General features: G+C 42.7%; 21 protein-coding genes. 17 read left to right on the forward strand and 4 right to left on the reverse strand.

Going from position 1 to position 21,368, the window contains the following annotated elements; all coding sequences use genetic code 11:
* The 3 genes from IDJ75_RS10500 to IDJ75_RS10510 are packed head-to-tail and all read right to left on the reverse strand — an operon-like array spanning position 1 to position 4,180.
* Positions 1-1,095: an acyl-CoA dehydrogenase family protein gene (locus tag IDJ75_RS10500; RefSeq protein ID WP_191175574.1), complete on the reverse strand. Its 1,095-nt coding sequence runs from the start codon at positions 1,093-1,095 to the stop codon at positions 1-3.
* 1 nt (position 1,096) lies between these two features.
* The gene (gene pnuC, locus IDJ75_RS10505; RefSeq protein WP_191175575.1) at positions 1,097-1,711 is read right to left on the reverse strand and encodes a nicotinamide riboside transporter PnuC; all 615 of its coding nucleotides are present in this window, start codon (positions 1,709-1,711) and stop codon (positions 1,097-1,099) included.
* Positions 1,712-1,714: 3 nt separating this feature from the next.
* Complete coding sequence (locus IDJ75_RS10510; protein WP_191175576.1) at positions 1,715-4,180, reverse strand: TonB-dependent receptor; 2,466 nt, start codon at positions 4,178-4,180, stop codon at positions 1,715-1,717.
* Between the two features lie 402 nt (positions 4,181-4,582).
* On the opposite strand from IDJ75_RS10510, the gene aspS reads away from it, so the two are divergent.
* The 4 genes from aspS (at position 4,583) to IDJ75_RS10530 (ending at position 7,911) form a co-directional block, all read left to right on the forward strand.
* A complete protein-coding gene (gene aspS, locus IDJ75_RS10515) occupies positions 4,583-6,337 on the forward strand; it encodes an aspartate--tRNA ligase (RefSeq protein WP_191175577.1) in 1,755 nt (584 codons plus the stop codon).
* Between the two features lie 19 nt (positions 6,338-6,356).
* Positions 6,357-6,824, forward strand: coding sequence for an FKBP-type peptidyl-prolyl cis-trans isomerase (locus tag IDJ75_RS10520; RefSeq protein WP_191175578.1), 468 nt, complete (start codon positions 6,357-6,359; stop codon positions 6,822-6,824).
* A 30-nt stretch (positions 6,825-6,854) separates the two neighbouring features.
* Positions 6,855-7,361, forward strand: coding sequence for an FKBP-type peptidyl-prolyl cis-trans isomerase (locus tag IDJ75_RS10525; RefSeq protein ID WP_191175579.1), 507 nt, complete (start codon positions 6,855-6,857; stop codon positions 7,359-7,361).
* 70 nt (positions 7,362-7,431) lie between these two features.
* Positions 7,432-7,911 (forward strand): M20/M25/M40 family metallo-hydrolase, encoded by a 480-nt coding sequence (locus tag IDJ75_RS10530; protein ID WP_191175580.1) that lies wholly within the window; start codon positions 7,432-7,434, stop codon positions 7,909-7,911.
* Between the two features lie 194 nt (positions 7,912-8,105).
* Here the strand turns inward: IDJ75_RS10530 and IDJ75_RS10535 are convergent, their stop codons facing one another.
* On the reverse strand, positions 8,106-8,798 hold the full coding sequence (locus tag IDJ75_RS10535; protein WP_191175581.1) for a helix-turn-helix domain-containing protein: 693 nt from the start codon (positions 8,796-8,798) through the stop codon (positions 8,106-8,108).
* 87 nt (positions 8,799-8,885) lie between these two features.
* Here IDJ75_RS10535 and IDJ75_RS10540 point away from each other — a divergent pair, with 87 nt between their 5' ends.
* From IDJ75_RS10540 to IDJ75_RS10600, 13 genes are all read left to right on the forward strand, one after another.
* Positions 8,886-9,083: a LacI family DNA-binding transcriptional regulator gene (locus IDJ75_RS10540; protein WP_191175582.1), complete on the forward strand. Its 198-nt coding sequence runs from the start codon at positions 8,886-8,888 to the stop codon at positions 9,081-9,083.
* 23 nt (positions 9,084-9,106) lie between these two features.
* Positions 9,107-11,200 carry a Mu transposase C-terminal domain-containing protein gene (locus tag IDJ75_RS10545; protein WP_191175583.1) on the forward strand — a complete coding sequence of 698 codons (2,094 nt, stop codon included), beginning with the start codon at positions 9,107-9,109 and terminating at the stop codon, positions 11,198-11,200.
* Between the two features lie 84 nt (positions 11,201-11,284).
* Positions 11,285-12,115 (forward strand): AAA family ATPase, encoded by an 831-nt coding sequence (locus tag IDJ75_RS10550; protein ID WP_191175584.1) that lies wholly within the window; start codon positions 11,285-11,287, stop codon positions 12,113-12,115.
* Positions 12,116-12,122: 7 nt separating this feature from the next.
* Complete coding sequence (locus IDJ75_RS10555) at positions 12,123-12,593, forward strand: terminase gpP N-terminus-related DNA-binding protein (protein WP_191175585.1); 471 nt, start codon at positions 12,123-12,125, stop codon at positions 12,591-12,593.
* A 4-nt stretch (positions 12,594-12,597) separates the two neighbouring features.
* Positions 12,598-13,020, forward strand: coding sequence for a Clp protease N-terminal domain-containing protein (locus IDJ75_RS10560; protein ID WP_191175586.1), 423 nt, complete (start codon positions 12,598-12,600; stop codon positions 13,018-13,020).
* Between the two features lie 7 nt (positions 13,021-13,027).
* Positions 13,028-13,492 (forward strand): hypothetical protein, encoded by a 465-nt coding sequence (locus IDJ75_RS10565; RefSeq protein WP_191175587.1) that lies wholly within the window; start codon positions 13,028-13,030, stop codon positions 13,490-13,492.
* A gap of 2 nt (positions 13,493-13,494) precedes the next feature.
* Positions 13,495-13,713, forward strand: a complete 219-nt coding sequence (locus tag IDJ75_RS10570) for a hypothetical protein (protein WP_191175588.1) — start codon at positions 13,495-13,497, stop codon at positions 13,711-13,713.
* 487 nt (positions 13,714-14,200) lie between these two features.
* A complete protein-coding gene (locus tag IDJ75_RS10575) occupies positions 14,201-15,202 on the forward strand; it encodes a hypothetical protein (protein WP_191175589.1) in 1,002 nt (333 codons plus the stop codon).
* A 30-nt stretch (positions 15,203-15,232) separates the two neighbouring features.
* Positions 15,233-15,907: a hypothetical protein gene (locus IDJ75_RS10580; RefSeq protein WP_191175590.1), complete on the forward strand. Its 675-nt coding sequence runs from the start codon at positions 15,233-15,235 to the stop codon at positions 15,905-15,907.
* A 3-nt stretch (positions 15,908-15,910) separates the two neighbouring features.
* Positions 15,911-16,396 (forward strand): hypothetical protein, encoded by a 486-nt coding sequence (locus IDJ75_RS10585; RefSeq protein ID WP_191175591.1) that lies wholly within the window; start codon positions 15,911-15,913, stop codon positions 16,394-16,396.
* Between the two features lie 3 nt (positions 16,397-16,399).
* Positions 16,400-19,957 (forward strand): hypothetical protein, encoded by a 3,558-nt coding sequence (locus IDJ75_RS10590; RefSeq protein ID WP_191175592.1) that lies wholly within the window; start codon positions 16,400-16,402, stop codon positions 19,955-19,957.
* Between the two features lie 107 nt (positions 19,958-20,064).
* Entirely contained in the window at positions 20,065-20,382 is a 318-nt protein-coding gene (locus IDJ75_RS10595) for a hypothetical protein (protein WP_191175593.1), read from the forward strand.
* Between the two features lie 126 nt (positions 20,383-20,508).
* Positions 20,509-21,366, forward strand: coding sequence for an amidohydrolase (locus IDJ75_RS10600; protein WP_224746558.1), 858 nt, complete (start codon positions 20,509-20,511; stop codon positions 21,364-21,366).
* Positions 21,367-21,368: the final 2 nt, after the last annotated feature.

Raw genomic sequence — 21,368 nt, forward strand, 5'->3', positions numbered from 1 at the left:
CTAATCTAAAAAAGTAAGCAAGGCATGCTGGCTTGCGGTATGCAGATCGCGCCAAACCCGGTTGATCTCGGTATCGGGCGATGCCGCTAACAAGCCGCAATAAGGGTACAATTCATCCACGCATTCGCGCGATACCTTAGCCAAAACGCGGCTGGTACTACTTACAGCTTTTAACAACTCTTCATCGGTTGGGTTAGCCCATGAAGCTTCCACGGCAGTGAAAAATGCCGCGCGTGCCTGGTTCAATAGCGCTGTAGCCGATCGCAAAGCCTCGTCCATTACCAAAACATTTGCCTGGTTAACGCGGCGAATGTTGGTTGCCTTATTTGCGAAGGCGGGTACGCACAGGTCAATAAAATGCACGGCCGTGCCCGATATATTTGCGGCCAGGGTAGCTTCGGCCAGTTGCAAAAATGGGTAGGTGTACAAAAGCGAATCGATCACCGCAGCACCCGTGTCAATTTTAAAGCAGCGGTTTTTATCAACGTATAAATCGGTAACCGAATAGGCATCGCTGCCGGTAGCAATCATACCTATATATTTCCAGCCGGATAATAGCTGCACATCTTTGCGATCTAATACAAATGGCAGTATTAGTGGCGCGCCGTCTTCATTTAATACTGAAGTATCGCCATCCATTATATTACAGCTAACCGTAATGTATGTGGCATGGTGCACGCCGCTGGCGTATTTCCAGATGCCGTTTATGACATAGCCATTGCCGGTAATGGTGGCTGTGCCGGTAGGTGCACCGCTGCCGGCTAAACATACTTCCTTATCGCTATAAATTTGCTGCGCGATTTTGGGGGCGATAAAACCGCCAAACCAACCGGCACCGCAGCATAAAGTAACTACCCAACCCAGGCTGCCATCGGCCCAGCTTAGTGCTTCTTCTAATTTTATCAGATCGGGCAAGGATGTTTGCAAGCCGCCATAAGCAGCAGGAGCCAATAAATTGAACCATTGCTGCTCATAAACCAGTTGCAATTGCGCCGGTTGCAATTTGCCCAAACGTTCTGCTTCGGCGGCTTTATCACGAATGATAGCTACCCATTCGGGTTTTAGCAGGGTTGACGGATGTTTTATGTTTTCCATATCAATTTGCTGATGAATTTTCCTGCCGCGCTATTTTCCGCCAATCGAAATAACCAAACACGGCAACAATAAATAATATGAGTGTGAGCAGCGCAAACATCGCCAGGTTTTTGTGGTACAATAAGGGGATGGCAAACAGGTTACTTATGTTTAGCAATACCCAGTTTTCTACCTTGCGCCGGGCCAGCAGCCACATACCCGCCCACGCAGTTGATGATACCCACGAATCCCAGATGGGAACGGTTGATGGTGTGAACTTAACAAGGATCACATACAATACCCCCCATCCGCCAAAAACAATTAATAGAGTTATTAGCCATTCCTGCCGGTTTGCGAAGCGCACTTTTACAGCAGGCAGGTGGCGTTTTTTTATCCAGTGGTACCAGCCGTAAACGCTCATTACTACGTAGTAAAAACTCAGCAGGCATTCGGCATAAAGCATGGCATTCAGCAGCAAGTAAATAGAAATTAAAGTGGCGGCTATACCTGTTGGGTATAGCCACACTTTGTTTGCGCGGGCAAGGAGTACCTCGGCCACGCCTAATATTACTGCCGCCCACTCCAGCCAGGTGGTTGCTTTTACCTGTTCGGTGAACAGCTCTATCCAGTGTTGCATCACCTAAAAGCTAAATGTTACCGATGCCAGGAAGTTGCGTGTTGCCTGCGGGAAATAGTAGTTATAGTTAACCAGCGTGCCATTGTCTACTTCGGGGTAGGTGGCACCATTGGCTTCGTATTTTTTACTGAAAACGTTGTTCACCAATAAGCCTATGTTTATATTTTTAATAGTACTGGTTTGGATATTATAACTTAGCCTTACATCGTTTACAAAATAAGCTTTTAACAGCCTGTTTACAGCGTATGGGTTGTTAGCCACATCCGGCGAGGTACTGATGCCGGCAGGGTTTATGTTTCCGGTATTATCCAGGTATTGCTTGCTTACGTACTTACTAATAAAGGCCACGCTGCCATTTTTTACCGGAGAGTAAGCTATCTCGCTCCCAACAATAAGTGACGGAGAAAACGCGATATCCGTCTTTTTAAGCGACTGTGCTATAGGCGCAAGTTTATTGTAGTCGGCATCATAATTAGCTAAAAACAGGTCGAGGTTTTTTATTTTATTGGTGCTGATAGTGGCGTTGGCAGCCCAGCTTAATTGGCTTGTTATTTTAACGCGGCCGTCAACCTCAATACCTGCACGGTAGCTGTCGTCAACATTCATGCGTGTTGCCCCGCCTACATCATTCAAGGCACCCGTTAATATTAGCTGGTTTTTATAAAGCATATAAAACAGGTTAATGCCACCTTTAAATACATCGCCGCTGGTGCGGTAGCCTGCTTCAAAATCTTTCAGGTTTTCGGGTTTGGGCCTGCTGGCCGGGGTAGAGTTGGTATAATCGTCACGGTTTGGCTCGTGATTACCAACAGCAAATGATGCATAGATATTATTATGCTCGTCCAGCTCATAGGTTATACCTGCTTTGGGGTTAAAAAAGTTAAGCGTAGCATTTTGCTGTACGTTGTTCAGGTTTCTGTCGTACCCTAAGAAGGAGTAAAAAATGCGGCGGTATTGCATATCCGCAAAGAGGGTTGCATTGCCTATTTTGTATTCGCCGCGGCCAAAAATGTTAAAATCATTCTTTTTGGCGTCATCTCGGTAGTACTCGTAATTTGGCGGGATGCCGGCACTCTCTTTAGTATAAAGGATGTTGCCGTAATGCGCACCTGTGTAGCGGTTATAAGCGCCGCCCAAAGTAAAGTTAAGGTTGCTTTGCGCCTGGTACTTTAAGGCATAGGTTATACCGTAAAAGTCGTTATTCAGCCATAGGCGGCGGGTAAGGTCTGATGTATATATGGTTGTTGTACCATAGGTTACCGGCTTTAAACCATAGTTTTTTAAAGAATCGGCATTCTTAAACTCCTCATAATAACCAAAGCCTTTTGTGTAATGCAACGCACCGCTGAAGGATAACTTATCAGATAGTTTATGATCATACAGTAACTGGTAGTGGTTTTGCTGGTAGTTATCTACCTGATCTTTATAATAAGTACTATCAGGCATCAGGCCAAGCTCGTTATAGGTTCGGTTATCCTTACGGGTATTATCGCCAATAACATAATCGGGCACACCGTTCCAGGCCTGGCCGGTACGCTCTATGCCCGAGAATACATTAAGCCTTAACGTACTGTTTTTGCCATAGTAAGCGCCGCTTAAAAAGAACGACCGCAGGCTGGATGATGCACGATCTATATACCCGTCAGATTTTATCCTCGACAAACGGCCATCAACACTAAAATGCCCGCCCAGTAAACCTGTACCCAGGCTAACCGTATTTTTCATGGTGTTGTATGAACCCACTGTTGTGCCAATTTCGGCGTAGCCGGTATCGCGGCGGGTAGCGGTTTGTATGTTAATGCTGCCGCCAAAAGCGCCTGCGCCATTGGTTGATGTACCCACCCCGCGCTGTACCTGTATGTTATTTACAGACGAAGCAAGATCGGGCAGGTTAATGAAAAATGAGCCCTGGCTTTCGGCATCATTTAAAGGGATGCCGTTAATGGTAACGTTTACACGTGTGCCGTCGCTGCCACGGATACGAATGCCTGTATAGCCAACGCCTGCACCGGCATCAGAACTTACTACTACCGATGGGGTTTGGTTTAACAGGTAAGGCATATCCTGCCCGAAGTTGTTTTTCTGCAGGTCTTTTTTGCTGAGGTTGGTAAAGGCCGTAGGGGAGTTTTTACCCGCACGGGTGGCCGTTACGGTAACTTCCTCAGCGCTGAAGGTGGCGTTGGTAAGCGAAAAATTTAAGATTTGGTTACCGCTTAAAGTAACCGTTTGTGTAGTAATTTGATAACCAATATAACTGGCTTTAATGGTGTAAACACCGGCAGGTATATCGCCAATGTGGTAATTGCCTTTTACATCGGCTTGTGTGTTTACAGCCGGGTTGCTAATGGTTACGGTTGCGCCGGGCAAAGCTTCGCCGGCTTGATTGGTGATCTTTCCGCTGATGGAAAATTGGGCCGATGCCAGGACAGGCAGCAGCAAGGCGATAAACGCCGCAAATAAGTTTTTCAATTTGTTTGAACAATAAAATTAGTTAAACCATCTGCTCACCAGGGTATAATGGCAGTACACTTAACTTGTTACCTCTCCCTACGCCGGCATTACCCGGATCAGGTGCATGTTTTTATTTTAAAGTTGGAAGCCCGTCAGGAAATCTTAAGCGTGCACACTCTCGACTTATTAACTTGACTTTTAACTTTTCAAAAAACAATGGGTTTGATCTCAGCCTGTCTTTCAGTTTTGATTGCTCAAAGCAAGGCACCCCTTGAGAATTATGGGGCAAATATAGATGTTATTTCGGATTTAGAAGGTTCAAATTCGGATTTATGCAGTTCTAAGACCAAACCTTTCGCCTTTTACCTTTTACCTTTCGCCTCAAAAACGTAGTTTTGCAGACTTTTAATAAAAGGAATTATGCTTAGAACACATACCTGCGGAGAATTAAATATCAGCAATTTAGGTGAAACGGTAACCCTTTGCGGATGGGTACAAAAATCGCGCGATTTAGGGGGCACCACATTTATTGATGTGCGCGACCGTTATGGTTTAACCCAATTGGTTTTAAATACTGATACTGATGCCGGCCTGCGCGAAGCTGGTAAGCAACTGGGCCGCGAGTTTGTTATTAAAGTAACAGGCACCGTGGTAGAGCGTTCTAACAAAAATACCAAGATCCCAACCGGTGAGATTGAAATAACCGTTACCGAGCTGGAAATACTGAACGCTGCTAAGATCCCTCCGTTTTTAATTGAGGACGAGACAGACGGCGGCGAGGAGCTGCGCGCTAAATACCGCTACCTGGATCTGCGCCGCAACCCTATCCGTAACAACCTTGTTTTGCGCCACAAAATGGCACAAGAGATCCGTAAGTATTTAGATGGATTGGACTTCATCGAGGTGGAAACCCCGGTGCTGATCAAATCTACCCCGGAAGGCGCACGCGATTTTGTGGTACCAAGCCGCATGAACCCGGGCGAGTTTTACGCCCTGCCGCAATCGCCGCAAACGTTTAAACAGTTATTGATGGTAAGCGGGTTCGACCGTTACTTCCAGATAGTGAAATGTTTTAGGGATGAGGATCTGCGCGCCGACAGGCAACCGGAGTTTACGCAGATTGACTGCGAGATGTCGTTCATCACCCAGGAAGATATCCTGAATATTTTTGAAGGGTTAACCCGCCACCTGTTCAGCACCGTAAAAGGCCTGGAACTTGGCGATTTTCCGCGGATGCAATATGCAGATGCTATGCGCTTATACGGTTCTGATAAACCTGATACCCGTTTTGGGATGCAGTTTGTTGAGCTGAACGATGTGGTTAAAGGCAAAGGCTTCAGCATTTTTGATAATGCCGAACTGGTTGTTGGTATCAACGCCAAAGGCTGCGCAGGTTACACCCGCAAGCAAATTGATGAACTAACCGAGTGGATGAAACGCCCGCAAGTTGGCGCTACAGGGTTAATTTATTGCCGTTATAATGAAGATGGCACATTGAAATCATCTGTAGATAAATTTTACAGCGAGGATGAACTGACCAACTGGGCAGCTGCATTTGAAGCTGAACAAGGCGATTTAATCCTGATCTTAGCCGGCGAAATCGATAAGGTACGTAAGCAACTAAACGAACTGCGCCTTGAAGTGGGCAGCCGATTGGGCCTGCGTGATAAAAATAAATTTGCGCCGCTTTGGGTGCTTGATTTCCCGCTGCTGGAGTGGGACGAAGAAACAGAACGCTACCACGCAATGCACCACCCGTTCACTTCGCCAAAACCTGAGGATATCGCCCTGCTGGATACCGACCCTAAAAACGTACGCGCAAACGCATACGATCTGGTGATAAACGGTACCGAAATTGGCGGTGGCTCTATCCGTATCCATGACAGGGAACTACAGGCGCTGATGTTTAAGCACCTGGGCTTTTCAAAAGAAGAAGCGCAAAAACAATTCGGGTTTTTAATGGATGCCTTTGAGTATGGTGCCCCTCCGCATGGTGGTATCGCTTTCGGGTTTGACAGGCTTACGTCTATCTTCGCAGGATTAGATTCTATCCGCGATGTTATCGCCTTCCCTAAAAACAATTCGGGCCGCGATGTGATGATAGATTCGCCATCAACCATAGCTGATGCGCAACTTAATGAACTAAAAATTAAAACAGCTGTATCGCCTGCGTAATTTTTAACGTAATCATAAAATGAAAAAATATATTCTAATACTAACTTTACTCATATCGGTTTTTGCATCGTGCAAAAAAGATGACAATTTTAACGCCGATACACAGGCGGCGAAAGACGAAGCTGATATACAAGCTTATTTAAAAGCCAACCCAAGCATCAATGCAACTAAAGACGCTAATGGCGTTTATTACCAGGTTATTACAGCAGGTACCGGGGCTAACCCAACGGGCGCCAACACCGTTACCGTAAATTATACCGGTAAACTATTAAACGGTAGCCAGTTTGATGCCGGTACAGGGTTTTCGGCCAATTTAGCAGGCGGTGTTATAAAAGGGTGGACACTGGGTATACCCCATGGTAAAGTTGGTGGCCGTTTGTTATTAATTATACCATCTGTTTTAGCTTATGGTAATACCTCGCCGGGTGCAGGTATTCCTAAAAACTCGGTATTGGTTTTTACTATTGATATTTTAGGCATTAAATAATTCATTTAAAATTCATACGTTTATATTATTATGAAAAAATACTTATTTATACTAAGCGTGCTGGTTATCGGATTAGCCTCATGCTCAAAGGATAAAACAACACCACAACCAGTGGTTGACCCTGCTGTACAGGCAAAAGTTGATGACGATGCAATTGTTGCATATCTTGATGCACACCCCAATATTATGGCAGTTAAGGATGCTTCAAATAATGGGTTGTATTACCAGATAATAGACGCAGGTACGGGTGCAGCAATAACAGCAAGCTCTAAGCTTGTAGTAAGTTATGTGGGTACCGATCTTAAAGACGTTCAGTTTGACAGGAATGACAACTTTGCTTTTTCACTTTCGCAAAACATCATCGCCGGATGGCAGTTAGGTGTGCCTAAAATTAAAAATGGAGGGAAAATATTATTGTTCATACCGTCAGCTTTAGGCTATGGCCCATATGCTAATGGTGCGCTTCCGGCTAATTCTGTATTGGTGTTTACAATTACTATTAAATCAGTAGACGGCGTAGCTCCTGTTATTGAATAATCATAAATACGATAGTATCATTTTTATATTTCGGGGTTAAAAGCTTATCTTACTGCACTAAGCCGTAGTAATGAAAAAGCTTTTAACCCTTCTTTTTTGCCTTTCTGTTTTACACGGAATGGCTCAGAACACCCCATTAAGAAAAATAGTGAGTGTAAAGGCCGATGCTTTACAAAGCAAAATAGTGGCCTGGCGCCGCGATTTTCATGAACACCCTGAACTGGGTAACCGAGAGGTGCGTACATCAGGCATTATTGCCAAACATCTGCAATCATTAGGGATAGAGGTACAAACCGGCATTGCCACTACAGGCGTTGTGGGTATTTTAAAAGGCGGGCAGCCAGGCCCGGTTGTGGCCCTGCGTGCCGATATGGACGCGCTGCCTGTTACCGAGCGGGTAGACCTGCCCTTCGCATCAAAAGTAAAGGCACAGTACAACGGGCAGGAGGTCGGCGTAATGCATGCCTGCGGGCATGATTCGCACATGGCTATCCTGATGGGTGTGGCAGAGGTATTATCGTCTATGGGGGGTATTTTAAATAGTATATAATACACAAAATAGAAAAAAGTGCGATTTGTGTGCAAAAAGGCCGTTTTTACTTATGTAGAGGCGGTTTTTTATTTTGAGTGCCTTTTTTAGTTGCGGAATGAAAAAGGTATATTATCTTGTATTTGGTTGGATTACAATTGGATGAAGCTGCTTTAAATACCATATTTTAACGCACCTATATTTGATTTATCTTGTTACTTGCTGTTTAATAGTAAATCCTTAGACTGCTCCCGTATTCCGTCTAACATTATTCTTATAGCCTCTTCGCTATTTAACAAAGAGTTAAACAAAACCTTAGATGTTGGATGACCTGAAGATAGTACGTCTCTAAGTAAAACGACCATATTTTTAATACTTTTCGCTCTTTCTTCGAAATCTTCTCGGTCAAATTTTTTGCCGGTAATTTTCTCATTAAGAAACTTAAGATTTAATAAGATATCTGACAAATGAAATTCGAGGTATAACAAATTTGATTGAATTACTTTCGTTAATCCCTGGTTTAATTCATCCAAATTTAAAGAAGCACCCTTTTTACTATTTTCTGTTTTTTTAGTATGTTTTTTACTGTTTAGGTTATCATCAGTGTTACTATTTAGGTAATCACCAATTTTGTCATTATTGATGACATTTTCAGCGTTATTTTTAATGCCATTGATTACAAATAAAACTGTGTCATAAGTGGCAGGGTCATCATTGGTCAAAAAGTAATCAGCCGTTACATTAAATAACCCACATACAGAGGTAATAAAGTCAAAAGTAGGGTTATTTCGCCCTGACTCGATCATTGAAATATTGTTTCTTTTAATACTTAGCTTGCTGGCCAACTCCTCTTGAGTGAGCCCTGCAAGCAGTCGTAATTTTTTTAGTTGTGTTCCCGGACTGTACATTGTTATTTTAAATTACAATTAAAGTTGCAAATGTCATTTATAATATCAAGATTTGCAATACAAAAGTTAATCAAAAATAACAAAAGCATGGAAAGAAACGAATTAAAAGCAAAAATACCGCATGGTTACGGTAAAATAATTGCAGAACGGGCAGGAACAACTAAGCAAGCCGTTTCGCAATTTCTAAATGGGAAAAGCGATAACGTTAACGTTGAAATGGCAACGCTGGAAGTGCTTGCAGAAATAAATGAAAAGAGGAAAGCTTTACTAAATCGACTTAAATAATATAATCCATAATCATTTTAATTATGAGAATTGAAGGTTATAAGGATATCGTATTATCAATAGAAGAATTGGTAGAACTAAGCGAAGGTAATTTATCGGCGAAAAATATTAAGTTTTATTGTCATCGCGCCGCCGCCAAGCAAAACAGTACTGTATGGTTAAGCCAGCCCGACCCAACAGACGGGCGCAAAATACTTATTAGCTATAAGAGTATCCCAAAAACTACTATAGAGAAGTACGGCCTACCGAGTATAGATACATTAAAGGAGTTGGTAAGGCAAGAACGTGCATTGGAGCAAGAAGGCCAAAAACAATTGACCTTAGAGTTTGCGCAAGGCCGTTTACAGGATTGCATTAACCATGCTTTAAACGAGGATTTTGTTAAGTATTGTAAGGTATATGATAAGCTGTTTCCTAAATATAAAGACAGGTCAAAAGTATTGCTATTTGCTAAAACCCACTCCGTTTTGCAGTGCTGCATTGATCTTAAACCACGTTACACCATTGCCGAACTGCATAGCGCATATTTAAGAGCGCCGGGCATTAAAATAACGCTTAAAAATCAACTCAAATTCGGCCAGCGGCTTAAGGAATGGCAAACAAGCCCTATACAATTAATCCATAAGGCTAAAGGCAAGCCCAAAACCGAGATACGCAAAATGAGCGATTGGCATATAGCCGTAATACGCGACTTGTATGCTCACCCAAACAAGCTAACTAACAGGATTATACACAACATGTTAACCGACGAGTGTTTACAGCAAGGTAAAACGGTTGTATCACTCGGTAGCGTGGAGAAATACCTGGCAAGGCCGGAAGTTAAAAACGCTCTATCAATCAGCCGCGATAAAGATTATTACCGCCGTGTAGTGCAACCCTACACCCGCCGCAAAGCGCCGCTTTATGCAGGTGATTTGTATTACGCCGATGGCTCACCAATACAAATGACCTGCCTTAACGAAGCGCAAAACAAGGAAATACGGCTAAATCTGTTTGTCGTTATGGACGTAAACAGCAAAAAAATAGTTGGTTTTGACCTGGCCGAAAGTGAAGATAAATTTAACTGGATGGCAGCCTTTAAAATGGCCTTTGGCGTACAAATGCTATTGCCGTTTGAAGTAATGTATGATAATGCCAGCGCGACTAAAACGGCAGAATTTAAGGCTTTAAAAGAGGCTTTAATGTTAAAGGGCTGCACACTTAACCCTACTACTAAAGGCGAACCAAAGCAAAAGGCCGATGTAGAACGATGGTTTAACACGTTCCAAAGTGAGTATCAACGCTGTGTTGACGGCTATATCGGTGAGGGCATACGGTCAAAGCGCCAAAACGGCCATACCGATGTTGAACACTTAGCATACCTGCGCAAAACAAAAGGAGTGCCGACAAAAAGCGAAACCATTGAAATTATATCGCAACTGATAGCAGCCTATAATGCTAATGGCCGCGAAAAGAAAGTATCACCTAACCAAAAATTTGCGGAAAGTGAGCGGCCAAACGTGGTGCCGATTGATGCAGCCGATTTAGCATTATTATTTAACCATAGCCGCAAAATAAAGGTTAGCAATAGCGAAGTAAAATTGACCATACGGCATAATGAATATTACTATGAAGTATATGAGCATACCGCCGCTTTAAAAATTGATGGTACTTCTGTAATGGTTTACTACGATGAAACCGACCTTTCAGGAGTACACATTTGCGACCTTGACGGTGGTTACCTATGCTATTGCAGGCAAAAAGTGCAATTCCATAAAGCTAAAGCCAATCAAACCGAGGCTGATGTGCATCAAATCATCAAGCAAACAAAGCACAATGAGGCTAAAAAGAATGTTGCCAAAGGCATAAATAACGAATTGGTAGCGCCGTTAGCTGGCTTAGAACTGCAAACCTTAAATCCGCTGAATGCCGCTTTAAAGGATAGCCGCAACGATGCAGAAACGCAAGCTTATCTAAACTGGGTACAACAGGCAACAGGTATAAAATTTACTGACAAAATAGGCAATGTTGATTTTAACGACCGACCAAACCCAAACAAAAAAACCAAAACCATACAGGAAAAGCACGCTAAAAAGAACATAGTAGCGGCAACATTAACAGTAATTGAGAGGCCATAAGAAAGCCGTTAAGCCTGCCAGCTTAACGGCCATTTAAAAGGCTTTTAACAACCATTTAAAACTAATTTAAAATCTATTTCAAAGATGCAAAAAGAAACCCTGATTGAACAAGCCCGCAAGTTAATAAATGACTTTACGGGTATCAAAAAAGTTAGCAAGGCTGATCTTGCTAAAAAGCTAAACATTAGCGATGCTGTGCTAACTTTTATTAAGCAAGGACAGGCCGAAAAACTTTCGGTAGAAATGCTGAATAGCATTATCGCCCAATTACAGCCCGGTAGTGGCTTTAATTTGGTTGGAACCTCTAACTATAACAGCATACAAAACATTTGCCTCAAAACGCAGAACAGCCGCCAACTGAACGTAGTAATAGGTTATACCGGCGCAGGTAAAAGCGTTGCCCTAAATGACTATTACCGTAGTAAAGAAAGGGTGTACTATATGGTTTGTAAGAACTCTATGAACCGCCGCCAATTCCTGTGCGCTATCCTCGCTGAAATGGGTGTAAATTTTATGGGTAACGTTTACGATATGGTTAACAAAATCGTTGACTTGCTAAATGAACAGCCTAATACGTTGCTGATAATTGATGAAGCTGGCAAGGTTAGCACCAATGTAATATTAGACCTCCACGACATACGCAACGCAACCATGTACAGCGCTGGTATTTTATTGGCCGGATGCGAGTATTTTCAAACCAATATAGAAAAAGCGGTTACCAAAGAGAAAATTGGTTACCCCGAGTTTCATAGCCGGGTCACTAATTGGAATGTACTTAACAGACCTACCAAAGCCGAGGTAACAGCCATTTGCCAGGCAAACGGATTGACAGATGAAGCCACTATAAAAGAGTTGCACCGCATCCCTAATTACAGGCTTTTATATAACGCAATCACTAACGAAACCGATAATTAATTTAACCATGAGCGAAGCAAATAACATTATAAAAACAAAAGCCTATTACGCCGATCTAAGGCATCAGGCGGCAGTGCTATACATTAAGGATGGATTATCAGCCAAAGAGATTAGAAGTCGCTTAGGCGTAGCAGAACAATCAATAGCAAGGTGGCGCGATGCGGGTAGATGGAATGAACTAAGGCCGGATATGCTTAAGGCTAAGGAATATAAGTCAGCGCATCTATACATAGTTGAGGGGCTTACACCCGGCCAAATAGCCATGAAATTAAGCATTAGCGAAGTGACCGTAAACTATTGGATAACGATTAACCGATGGGATATTGTTAAACAAGTGCCTGAAATGCTGGATGCCGCCGCCGAGAATGTTAATCGCTTTTGCGAACATTTTAAAAAACACTTTCCGCACCTGGGCGCTGAAATTGAAGTGTCCCGCCAAGGATATATAAAGCGAAAGATCAAACAAACAAAACCTTAAACCAATGAACCAACAAATAAACGATTTTACGAATATACTTACCTATGCACATGAAGCATGCAGTAAGTACGAACTTAACGAGATTGATAGCGAAGTTTTACTATTCGCTATTGCCGACGATATGAATTGCATGGCATACGAGGTTATGACAAATGCCGGGTACAATGTCAATAAGCTTAAAAAAGTATTACGGGAACGCTTTAAAATCAACAAGCCTGAAACCTATATAGCTGGCAGTCCTTTTAGCGTGTCTGTAGAGGGTTTAATTGCCCTACATGCCTTACACTATGGCGGCAGGCCGTTAACGACTATTACCATGTTAAAAACGATCATACGCAATGATAACACGGCGGCAGCGCGGTTGCTTCGCGCCGAATGTATATCACTCAATTACAATAACGAATTAACTTATAAACCATTAATCTAATCACGCTATGCAGTTTGCCACAAAACAACAAATAACAAAAATACACGTGCTTTTAGCTAACACCGGGTTTATGGATAGTAAAGCTGATATTATCTATGGATTGACAGATGGCCGCACGGAAAGCACCAAAGAATTAACGATTGATGAAGCGCGCCGCCTTATCACCAGCTTGGCTAATTGCGACCCAAAGGAGCGACAAAAGCGACTTGTGTTTTCGTTGGCTTACCAAGCCGGTATCATATACGGCGAAACCTCCGACGATAAAAAAATAAATGCCGCAAAATTAAACCTGTTTTTAAAAGAACGGGGCGCAATTAAAAAGGAGCTTAACCAAATGACATTAGACGAGCTTGTTAAAACACACCGGCAGTTTGAGGCTATTGTCAGGAATAACACAAAGGCCGGCGACAAAAAGGCGGCTAACAAATTAGTAAATAACCTATTAGGCGAACTTGATATTAAAGTATTATAATTATGAATGCAAATACAAACAGTGTAGCCGAAATGGTTGAGCACTTTAAACAATATATCACAGGCGGTATAGACCCGGTGATAGCGCGAAAAGCGTTAACGCAATTATATGTAAACTACACGCGCTCACTTGTGCGCCAACCCGATCAAATCACTAATGCAACAGAAGATCAGCTGTATGTTTTAGCTGAATTTATAGAGATTTTGGACGGTGGATATTAACTAAGCCGTGCGCTAACCAACTTAAAACCTATAAAAAAGGCCTTTACAATAGTGTAAAGGCCTTTTTTATAGAATTAACACCCCTGTTTTTTGCACTTACCCCCCTACGTTCGCGGTGTTTATTTGTCGTTACCTAACGAATTATAGGTATTAAATAGTGCAGTTACCCCGGCACTTTTAGCAACACTTTCAGCAACAACAACCCGAGTTTATCCAAATACCCCTTTTGTGCCAATTTAAAAGGAGGTCATTAGTATAGTCTTTTTAAAGCCACAAACGTGCAAAAAAAGTGCTTGAAGCATGGGGGGTAAGTGCAAAAAACAGGCCTCAAAACGCCACTTTAGGCACTCGGAAAATCAATCAATTTTAAGTTATAATAAACTGATAAACAGTTAATTAGCTCTAATTTTCATAACTATTTTTTGTTGTAAAAATGGCGCGAAGTAGCTTTACAAGCTACTTGATATTCACAAGCAAATAATATGATATGATTAAAAGCACAAAACGATTTATTTTAACTACCGATGCCGTCAATTCGTACAGCTTTCGTGTTTTAACGGCGGGCATAGACTTAACCCAATTCAAAAGCAACCCGCTTATGTTGTGGATGCACCGCCGTGCAAATGGCAGCAGCCGGGATGAGGTTTTGCCATTGGGCTATTGGGATGATCTGCAAGTAACCGAAAACAGCATTTCCGGTGTACCCGTGTTTGATGATTCCGACCTTTTCGCAATGTCTATTTACAACAAGGTTGAGAACGGCACGATTAAAATGGCAAGTGCCGGATTGAAGCCGGTGGAGTGGAATGATAGCCAGCAATACAAACTGCCCGGTCAAACAGCGGCCACACTAATGCGCTCAATTATGGAGGAGGTAAGTTTGTGCGATATTGGCGCAAACTCGGATGCAATAGCGGTAACGCTGTATAGCAACAATGGCGGCGTAATTCAGCTATCAACACTGGGAGCGCTTAATGATCCTTACATTTTAAAGCTTGCCGCTAAAAGCTGGGAAGAGCTTGATAAGGCGGGCGAAATGAAAGCCCTTAAAGCCGCCGCACCCGATATGTACGCTAAAAAGTTCCATGAACGATTTGGAAAATATCCTGATGGATACACTGCCCCTGCTAATTTATCAATGGATAGCAACGGCCATACACCCCGTGCTTTATTTCTTGCTGCTAAAAGTTGGGATGAACTTCACAGATCAACAGACCTTGCTGAACTTAAACGGCTTTCAGTTGACTTGTATAACCACAAATTTTATGAGCATTTTGGTGAGATGCCGAAAAGTGTAACCCGGTCAACAAAAACGGTGCTTTCACACTCCGTAAGCCAAACCCTCACCTTATCACAAATCTTAGACCTTGATTGTAAAAGCTGGGATGAACTTGACCGCTCAAACGAATTGCTACAATTTAAACAGGCAGCCCCGCAATTATTTGCATCTAAATTTTTTAATCGCTTCGGTAAAATGCCAAGCAACTAACCTTAAATATTAACTTTTAAAACAATCAAAATGCCACCAGTATTAATTTACACAGACACACAAAAAGCCACAGAAGAAAAAGCGTATTTAACCACCGTTATACCTTTTCTGCAAAGCGCCTACAATGCTATTTTAGGCTTACAGTTAACCGCAACATTAGCGGAACTTGAAAGCCTGTTTAACAGTATTTCACGTAACCCACAAGGCACAGATCATTTAGAGCAGCTTGCCAAATCTTTTGTAAAAAACAAGTTAGTTATCAAAGCCGGTAGCCAAGATTATAACGGCGTGCCGATAAGCGCACAAAAGATTGCCGATATGATAGACGTGCCTAACGTATCTACATTGGTTAGCGCTTTAGATGGTTACTTCCACGCCCGTAGAAGTGCAGGCTTTGGTATTCGTTTTACCTTGCTGGATTTGGTTGATGATGTTATCAGCAAGAAAGGAACGGCTGATGCCTCAATAACCACCGAGTACACATACTATTCAAAAAATGATTATGGTGCAGCCCTGGCAACACAACTATTTACCATGTGCGATGCTATGAACCAATTAGAGGCTCTTGATACAAGCGCATTAAGCCTTAAAGTAGGCGGACTAAAACAGGATGGTATTTTTAAAGGTGTTGAGTTTATAAACAACACCTGGAGACCAAGTCTGTATTTTATCAGGGAGCGCGAAGCGCAAAAACCAAACGCATAACCTATGAGAGATTTAAAAACCGAAACGGTTAATGCCGATTTAGAGCAGCGCGATACTGAAACAATATTAGATAAGGGGTTGCCAATAAAATTGCGCACCCCCTTGCTTTTAAGATTGTTCATGAAAAATCATTTTGTATTAGTATTGACTAATCCGGCAGGTGCTGCTTACACACAAATTCTAACCTATTATTTAAGTATGGAGCTAACGAGTAAGGATGGTTACCATACCGATTTTAACAGCCTGCTTACTGTGCAGGCCAAGCACCGTAAAAAAGTATATCGAGCATTTGCATGCGGGTTGCTTAATAGTCGTTTGTTGCGTTGGTTGCTTACCAAACCGCTTGCGTGGATGCTGGATAATTCATTGCCATATAAAGCCGCTTGCCGTGTTTTTGAATTATTGGTACTACATGGCGGTATTGATGATTTTATACAGGTTATAGGTTTGGGCGCAAGAATGAACTTGGTATCAAAAAAGGAGGGCTAAAAGATGAGCGATTTAGATTTAGATATAGAATTTAGAATTAATGATGCGGAAACGGAACGGCAATTAAATTCAACCCGTGAACGCATCCGCTCTGTTGGTACCGAAGCCCGGACACAAGGGCAGGTTGTAAGGCAAAGCTTTAACGGTCTGCAAAACTCCATAAATCAAATTGGCCGCGAGTTGCCAGCATTTACCTATTCAGCCCAAACGGGCTTTATGGCCATAGCTAACAATATACCAATACTTACAGATGAAATTGGGCGGTTAAGGGCAGCAAACGCCCAGTTAACCGCATCAGGGCAAACGGCGGTGCCGGTATGGCGGCAAGTAGTTAGCGGGCTGTTCTCATGGGGTACTGCAATGTCAGTTGGTATAACCTTAATGACCGTTTACGGCAAAGAACTTGGTAATTTAATTACCTCGCTTTTTAAGGGTAAGGATGCTATAAATAACGCCCTGTTAGCACTAAAAAACTTTAATGAAGTGATGGCTAAGGCTAACGAGGCCGCAGCCCCTCAAATATCCAAACTTAAGATTTTGTATAGTGTAACACAGGATGTTACACAGGCGATGGAAGAACGCGTAAAGGCAGCACAGGAGTTAAAAAAAGAGTTCCCCAATGAGTTTGCAAACGCTTCATCATTACAAATCATCAACGGTAAACTGGCCAGTAGCTATGATGATGTAACAAAATCTATTATGAGCCAGGCGAGAGCCAAGGCAGGACTTGATAAAATAACCGAACTGGAAAAAACTAAGCTTAATGCAGAAATACAAAAGCAGAAAATAAGGAGCGCGGAAAATTACGCTACACAAAAGGCTATTAAAAGCGATGTCGATTTTACGATGAACAAAAACCCCGGCATGACGCTGGAAGAGGCTAAAGCTTATGTATTGTCGCATCAGGCTGTGATGCAACGAAATAAAGTCGGCGCAGATGTGGTGTTAAAATCAGGTATGGCCAGCGGGGTTGACCTTATCCATGGTAGCGCGGTTGAAGCTGCTAAAGCACAAGATGAGATTATAAATTCCACTAAAATACAGCAGGAAAATATACAAAAACTTGTCGGCGGCGGTGCTAAAATTGCCAGTGTGATAGAGGGCAATAATAAGCTTATCCAAGACCCGCTAAAAAACTTCGATGCAATAGTTAAAAATGCGTCCCAAAAAGCAGATTTAGAAATACTTGAAAAGTCGTTACAGGCCAAGCTTGATGCTTTAGCACCGAACGATAAACAAAGGGCATTGTTGAGCGATAAGATTGAACAGGTTAAAAAAATCATTAAAGATGCTTATACTATTGATGATGGCAAAAGCGCCAATGATGCCCTAAAAAACATTACCGATAGTAGTGAGAGTGTTTACAAACAATTACAGGCGCTGGATGCCGAATATTCCCGCAAAGGCTTTACTAAGGATGAAGAGGAGAAACAAGCCCTAAAAGACAAGTTTACTGCATTTCGCAAGATCATTGCCGACGAGAACGCCAAGATAGCCGAGTACAATAAAACCCATAAAAAGCAAATCGGTACTATTGATGTTGGCGCGGTGCAGCCCATAGAGGATAAAGCAACCGCCGACCTTACCTACAGGCAGGACACCGCCAAGCTTAAAACATCGCTCGACGAGCAAAAAAAGCTGTACAGGGAATATGAGGACTATAAAACCAGCTTTGGTGAAACAAAGGCAAACGAGCGTTACAGTTGGGATTTAGATACCTCAAAAACCTACCTGCAAAAGCTTACCGACGAGTATAATAAACTAACAGATCAGCAAAGCGCAGCACCATTAACCGGCGTTCAAAAAGAGCGGCTAAAAATGTTGGGCGATGGTATCAAAGCAGAGCAATCTTTAACAGAGGCAAACTTTACAAAGCTGCTTGCCGATAATCAGTCTTTCGAGGATAAGCGTACCGCCATACAGGAGAACGCTATGGCCAAAATTCAGGAACTGCGCAGCAAGGGCAATACCGTTGAGGCCGATAATCTGCGCAAAAAGACAGAGGCCGAATTAACCGAGTTTGATAAAAAACGGGTTGAGCAACTGGATAGCTATAAAGAGTTATACGATAACCTCGACCACATGAGTACATCGGCCTTGCGTAAAAGCCTTGCCGGTTTGCAAAGCCAGGTTAGCAAGCTTGCGTTAACGCCAAAAGCAAAAGAGTTTTTCGATAAACTTTTTGGTGATATGCAGTTTCGTATTGATAGCAAGTCGGGAAGCGATTTTAAAAACATTGCTTCATCGCTTAATGATGCTGCGCAATATGCCGGTAATTTAAGCGAGGGGCTTGGCTCGGCACTTCGTACCGCCGCCGACCTTGTAGGGCAGGTAGGCAACATTAAACAAGGCATGGCCGACTTTAAGAAAGCCTCAACGGATAAAGATATGTTCGGGCAGATCAGCGCAGGCCTTGGCATGGTAGGCGCGGCAATAGGCATTATTTCTACAATTGGCGGCTTATTCAGCAATGCAAAGGCAAAGGCCGAACAGCAAAAATACATTACCGATTTGCAGTTAAAGGCAACAGAGGCGGTAAACAAAGCCCTTGAACGCCAATTGGCATTAACAAAAGAAACATACGGCCCCGAAAGGCTTGTAGCTTATAAAAAGTCATTAGAAGATATTGCAAAGGCGCAGGCTGATGCATCTGCAAAATTGGCCGGTAGAACTACATTAAGCGGCATCAAAGTGCTTGATGAAAAATATATCAATCAGTTAAATAATGGCGAAAAACCATTAAATCAACTGCTTGAAAGCATGTATAAAGGGGCGGTTGCTCAAAATGCAGTAATTAGCTTGACTGGTAAAAGTATTGAAGACCTCACAAGGCTAATGGACGAGGGTAAACTGGACGAAAGGACAGCCGCCATTGTAAAAAGCATGATTGACCTTAAGCAACAGGCTAAAGACACCGCCAACGCGCTAACGGAAGAAATTACCGGCGTTAACTTCGATAGCTTAAACGAAGAGATACGCGGGATTTTTGACAGCGGCGAGGCTGATTCGCAAAAGTTTGCCGATGCGATAGAAAAAAACATTCGCCGTGCTTTCTCCAATGCCTTTAAGCGTAACGAGATCGAAAAGGCTATGCAGCCTTTCTATGACCAGCTTTATAAGGCTGGCGAGGATGGTGTGTTCAGTCAAAATGAGATTGATACGTTAAGGGCGCAAAAAGATGCTATTGCCAAGTTATTGGCCGACAAAGCCGCCGCATACGAGAAAATTATCGGTGCTGATGATACCGTAACCAATACCGATAATAACAGCCTGCAAGGTGCTTATAAAACCGCCTCGCAGGAAAGTATAGACCTGCTATCTGCTAATACAGGCGGGTTGCGCCTGGCTGCCGTAGAGGGCAATAATTTAACCAGGGCAGGAAATAAAACTTTGAGCGATGGGCTTGATGAAATGAAAAAGCATACGCTTTCATTAATGGAAATATCCGTCAATACAAAAGTATCGGCTGATTATGCCCCCTATTTAAAACACCTTGAGTCTATGGATAAAAAGATGGACGATTATAAAAACTATAGCGCTGGAATGGGGAGGGTTGTGTAAGAGATGAAAAAATCAGAGCCTTGCTATTTGCAGGGCTCTGAAATATAAATAAATAACCTAATTAATTTACGATCAGCAAATTGTTAAACTGATCTCTGTTGTATTAAATGATAAGAGGTAGCCAAACCCTAACCGTAATATTTACTGATGAAGAGCCGAAAACCCGAAAGGTTAACGGTGCTTTATTAGACGATAGGGATATGGCCATGGCGTACCGTTTTTATTATCACTTCAATATCATTCGCCGTAGGTTTGATGACGTACCTGATATTTTGGAAAAGGAGTTTTATATAAGTGCTACAACTGTTGTTAAAAAGCTAACCGAAAACAGCGATATGTTAAAGGATATTAAGGATAATTCACCAGGTAGAGAACAGCTTAAACAAATGTATCCGCACTTCAATTGGAGCGAAAAAATGCAATAGATGCGGAGTTAAAAAGGTATGCTAAAATCATTTAAATTACTGTTGCTAATTGTTAAAATGTTTTTTGTTTCGCTATACGTTTTTATTTGCTTTGATTTACTTTTTAATTTTCCGCTTCATACGTCAATGAAAAAGGACCTGCACGGTACTGTAAAGTTTATTTTTCAACCCGCTGAAGAGGGGGCACCCGTGGGAGAGAAAGGTGGCGCTGAAGAAATGGTAAAACAAGGTGTACTTGAAAACCCAAAGGTTGATGTGATCTTTGGCTTACACATCAATTCGCAAACGGAGGTTGGCAAAATAGTTTACCGCCCGGGCGGTATCATGGCAGGCGTAAAAGACCTGCAAATAACGGTAAAAGGCCGTTCGGCACACGGCGCTTACCCATGGAGCAGTATAGACCCTATCGTGGTTTCGGCACAGATCATCAGTAGCTTGCAAAGCATCGTTAGCCGTAATATAAACGTAACCGAAAACCCTGCGGTGGTAACTATCGGTTTAATAAATGGCGGCTCGCGCTTTAATATTATCCCCGAGAGTGTTAAAATGCAAGGCACGGTAAGGTACTTTACAGATGCTGACGAGAAAATGATCACCGGGAACGTGAAACGAATTGCCACCAAAACAGCCGAAGCCTATGGCGCCACAGCCGAGGTGCTAATACCCTACAGCAATAAATACCCTGTTACCTTTAACGATGTAGCCCTTACCGCCAAAATGCTGCCCACGTTAGAGGGTACCGCCGGTAAGAAAAATGTATTACTGCGCCCGCCGGTAACCGGTGCCGAAGATTTTAGCTTTTACCAGGAAAAAGTACCCGGCATATTCTTCTTTTTGGGCGGGATGCCAAAAGACGGCAACAGCATAACAGCCCCATCGCACCACACCCCTGATTTCTTTATTGACGAAAGCGGGTTTACCCTCGGCGTAAAAGCCCTGTGTAATTTAACGCTTAATTATATGAACGGAGCTAAGAACAAATAAAT

The sequence above is a fragment of the Mucilaginibacter rigui genome (assembly GCF_014773275.1).
GTDB classification, from domain to species: Bacteria; Bacteroidota; Bacteroidia; order Sphingobacteriales; family Sphingobacteriaceae; genus Mucilaginibacter; species Mucilaginibacter rigui_A.

Bases quoted from the DNA above. Each gene is read 5' to 3' on its own strand.
- IDJ75_RS10500 (WP_191175574.1), bottom strand. From the start codon at position 1,095: ATGGAAAACATAAAACATCCGTCAACCCTGCTAAAACCCGAATGGGTA.
- pnuC (WP_191175575.1), bottom strand. From the start codon at position 1,711: ATGCAACACTGGATAGAGCTGTTCACCGAACAGGTAAAAGCAACCACC.
- aspS (WP_191175577.1), top strand. From the start codon at position 4,583: ATGCTTAGAACACATACCTGCGGAGAATTAAATATCAGCAATTTAGGT.
- IDJ75_RS10520 (WP_191175578.1), top strand. From the start codon at position 6,357: ATGAAAAAATATATTCTAATACTAACTTTACTCATATCGGTTTTTGCA.
- IDJ75_RS10525 (WP_191175579.1), top strand. From the start codon at position 6,855: ATGAAAAAATACTTATTTATACTAAGCGTGCTGGTTATCGGATTAGCC.
- IDJ75_RS10530 (WP_191175580.1), top strand. From the start codon at position 7,432: ATGAAAAAGCTTTTAACCCTTCTTTTTTGCCTTTCTGTTTTACACGGA.
- IDJ75_RS10535 (WP_191175581.1), bottom strand. From the start codon at position 8,798: ATGTACAGTCCGGGAACACAACTAAAAAAATTACGACTGCTTGCAGGG.
- IDJ75_RS10540 (WP_191175582.1), top strand. From the start codon at position 8,886: ATGGAAAGAAACGAATTAAAAGCAAAAATACCGCATGGTTACGGTAAA.
- IDJ75_RS10545 (WP_191175583.1), top strand. From the start codon at position 9,107: ATGAGAATTGAAGGTTATAAGGATATCGTATTATCAATAGAAGAATTG.
- IDJ75_RS10550 (WP_191175584.1), top strand. From the start codon at position 11,285: ATGCAAAAAGAAACCCTGATTGAACAAGCCCGCAAGTTAATAAATGAC.
- IDJ75_RS10555 (WP_191175585.1), top strand. From the start codon at position 12,123: ATGAGCGAAGCAAATAACATTATAAAAACAAAAGCCTATTACGCCGAT.
- IDJ75_RS10560 (WP_191175586.1), top strand. From the start codon at position 12,598: ATGAACCAACAAATAAACGATTTTACGAATATACTTACCTATGCACAT.
- IDJ75_RS10565 (WP_191175587.1), top strand. From the start codon at position 13,028: ATGCAGTTTGCCACAAAACAACAAATAACAAAAATACACGTGCTTTTA.
- IDJ75_RS10570 (WP_191175588.1), top strand. From the start codon at position 13,495: ATGAATGCAAATACAAACAGTGTAGCCGAAATGGTTGAGCACTTTAAA.
- IDJ75_RS10575 (WP_191175589.1), top strand. From the start codon at position 14,201: ATGATTAAAAGCACAAAACGATTTATTTTAACTACCGATGCCGTCAAT.
- IDJ75_RS10580 (WP_191175590.1), top strand. From the start codon at position 15,233: ATGCCACCAGTATTAATTTACACAGACACACAAAAAGCCACAGAAGAA.
- IDJ75_RS10585 (WP_191175591.1), top strand. From the start codon at position 15,911: ATGAGAGATTTAAAAACCGAAACGGTTAATGCCGATTTAGAGCAGCGC.
- IDJ75_RS10590 (WP_191175592.1), top strand. From the start codon at position 16,400: ATGAGCGATTTAGATTTAGATATAGAATTTAGAATTAATGATGCGGAA.
- IDJ75_RS10595 (WP_191175593.1), top strand. From the start codon at position 20,065: ATGATAAGAGGTAGCCAAACCCTAACCGTAATATTTACTGATGAAGAG.
- IDJ75_RS10600 (WP_224746558.1), top strand. From the start codon at position 20,509: ATGAAAAAGGACCTGCACGGTACTGTAAAGTTTATTTTTCAACCCGCT.